Annotated in this window: 4 protein-coding genes; all 4 read left to right on the top strand. The window is 61.3% G+C overall.

Annotation, left to right across the window (positions count from 1 at the left end; all coding sequences use genetic code 11):
- Window positions 1-17 precede the first annotated feature (17 nt).
- Window positions 18-404 carry a DUF6878 family protein gene (locus I3253_RS20270; RefSeq protein WP_197919596.1) on the top strand — a complete coding sequence of 129 codons (387 nt, stop codon included), beginning with the start codon at window positions 18-20 and terminating at the stop codon, window positions 402-404.
- A gap of 1 nt (window position 405) precedes the next feature.
- Window positions 406-867 (top strand): DUF6915 family protein, encoded by a 462-nt coding sequence (locus I3253_RS20265; protein ID WP_148057227.1) that lies wholly within the window; start codon window positions 406-408, stop codon window positions 865-867.
- A gap of 100 nt (window positions 868-967) precedes the next feature.
- On the top strand, window positions 968-1,270 hold the full coding sequence (locus I3253_RS20260) for a hypothetical protein (protein WP_089423635.1): 303 nt from the start codon (window positions 968-970) through the stop codon (window positions 1,268-1,270).
- Window positions 1,271-1,394: 124 nt separating this feature from the next.
- The coding region (locus I3253_RS20255) for a DUF736 family protein (protein WP_197919595.1) at window positions 1,395-2,100 on the top strand (706 nt) is incomplete at its 3' end.

The following is a 2,100-nucleotide window of genomic DNA, read 5'->3' as shown; positions in this document are numbered from 1 at the left end:
GACAAGAGGACAGACCCATGACCAATCCCCAGATCGACTATGCCGCAATGGCGGCTCAGTGGCGTGCAGAGCGCGAAACCACATTGAAGGCATCCCGAACGGAGCTGCTCGCGCAACTACGTGCGCTTGGCATCAGCGAGGTCACTGCCGAATACGAAGGCTATGGCGACTCCGGCAATGTCGAGGATGTGACGGTGCAGCCTACAGAGGTCCAACTGCCGGAGGCGCTTGCCACAGATGTTGGCGACTTCGCCTGGTCGCTCGCCTATCACCATCACCCGGGGTTCGAAAACAACGAGGGCGGCTACGGCACGCTGACCTGGGACATAGCACTAGACAGCATCATCCTCGATCACGCGGACGCTCAAGTCGAATGCTCGCACAGCTATGACGAGGGGCTTTGAGATGGCCCATCCGCTTCATCATGCTGAAAGCTCTGCCCGGAAATTCGGCGGGGTGCCGTCTGACTATCAGTCTGTGCACGATTGGTTTGACGCCTCGAAAGAGCACCTCGCGCTCTTCACGCACAGAGCTTTGCGCCATCACGCCCAAGGCATGTTCGAGGCCGAACGTGTCTTCGGTCTGACCCTGACCAATAGTGCAGGCCGCGACATCCCCGTGCGCTGGATCGGCGAGCAGCATATCCGTGAAGACTGCCAGGGCCGCATCCCGAGCATGGCGGACTGGCTGCGACGGATACAGCCTGAGCCATGGATGGCCAATGGCCAAATCGACCGGCATTCCGGCTCCGAGCCCTGCGGCGACCCAAGGGTTGCCTGGGCCTCCGAGGTCGCCGCCGGAAGAACGGTTCTTGGCCTGAAGGATTGGATGGCGGCGCGCGCGACGCAAGCCACGCAAAGCGCCTGACAGCTCTCGGCCGTTTGCCAAACAAATCTTGCATGGAAGCCCGGTCGGAAGATCGGACTTCTTGCGTCGTTTCCCCACCATTCTTCGTAAGGAGGTTCGCATGACACTCGAAGACATCAAGGCGGCCGTTGATGCCGGCCAGACCGTGCATTGGGCCAATACCGGCTACGTTGTCCACAAGGACCGGCTCGGTCAGTACCTCATCACCTATGTGCCGAATGGTAGCTGCATCGGTCTGACCGACCGGGGCGGGCACCGGTTGAACGGAAAAGAAACGGAGTTCTTCGTCGCGCAATCGAAGGACGCCGCAGAAAATCCGGGCAACCAATCAAGACCAGACGGGCAGGGGAGGGGCGTAGCACCCGGAGGCGCGGGGGCATTCCCACTCGGACGGCAGCTTTGACCCGTGGGCGGGGCTGAAAGGAAAGCGAGCTTTCTGGTTTGTGATCCCTCAAGGGGTCGAGAAAGCAATCCCGGATGCGCTGGCAAGGACGTCAGGCACCGGCCAATCCAAAAGGAAACATCCCATGTTCGCAGGAACCCTCACCCGCAATGTCGAGACCGCAGCCGCTCAGTACACCGGCATGATCCACTCGACGCGCTTTGACATCGCCATCCAGTTGGAGGCGCGGGCCAAGATGTCCGAACGCAGCCCGGATTTTGACGTGACGGCAGTCAACAAATCAGGCCGCAAGGTGCGTATCGGCACGGCCTGGAACGAGACCGGCAATACCAGCGGCAACCCCTACATCTCGATGCAGATCGATGTCGGCCTCGGCCCGTTCCGGGTCAACGCGGTGCAGACGAAAGAGGCGCGCGCGGCCCAGAGCGGCGAATTCGAGATCATCCCGCTGGTCTCGAACGGCCTGATGAAATCCGGCTCGATCTCGGGCGAGCTCACCGCCATGGACGCTGACAACGCCTTCACGGGCTACATCGCCAACATGATGTTCGATCTGGAGTTCATGCTGATCGAGAACAGCTACAAATCCGAGGAGACCCACCCAGATTACCGGATCGAGGTCAGCTCGCCCCGGGGCACACCGATCCGCGTCGGCTCGGCGTGGATGTCCAAAAGCAGCCGCACGGGCAATGACTACCTGTCGCTGCTGATCAACACGCCTGATGGCGACTTGCGCGTCAACGCCGTGCAGAACGAAGACCAGCGCGGCGGGCAGACCTTCTCGATCATCCCGTTCATCGACAGCGGTGAGCAGCCGCTGGACGCAGGCG

It is taken from the genome of Thiosulfatihalobacter marinus, assembly GCF_016019955.1.
GTDB lineage: Bacteria > Pseudomonadota > Alphaproteobacteria > Rhodobacterales > Rhodobacteraceae > Shimia > Shimia marinus_A.
Note: the sequence above shows the minus strand (reverse complement) of the source record. Positions and strands in the feature narration are given on the sequence as shown.

Bases quoted from the DNA above. Each gene is read 5' to 3' on its own strand.
- I3253_RS20270 (WP_197919596.1), top strand. From the start codon at position 18: ATGACCAATCCCCAGATCGACTATGCCGCAATGGCGGCTCAGTGGCGT.
- I3253_RS20265 (WP_148057227.1), top strand. From the start codon at position 406: ATGGCCCATCCGCTTCATCATGCTGAAAGCTCTGCCCGGAAATTCGGC.
- I3253_RS20260 (WP_089423635.1), top strand. From the start codon at position 968: ATGACACTCGAAGACATCAAGGCGGCCGTTGATGCCGGCCAGACCGTG.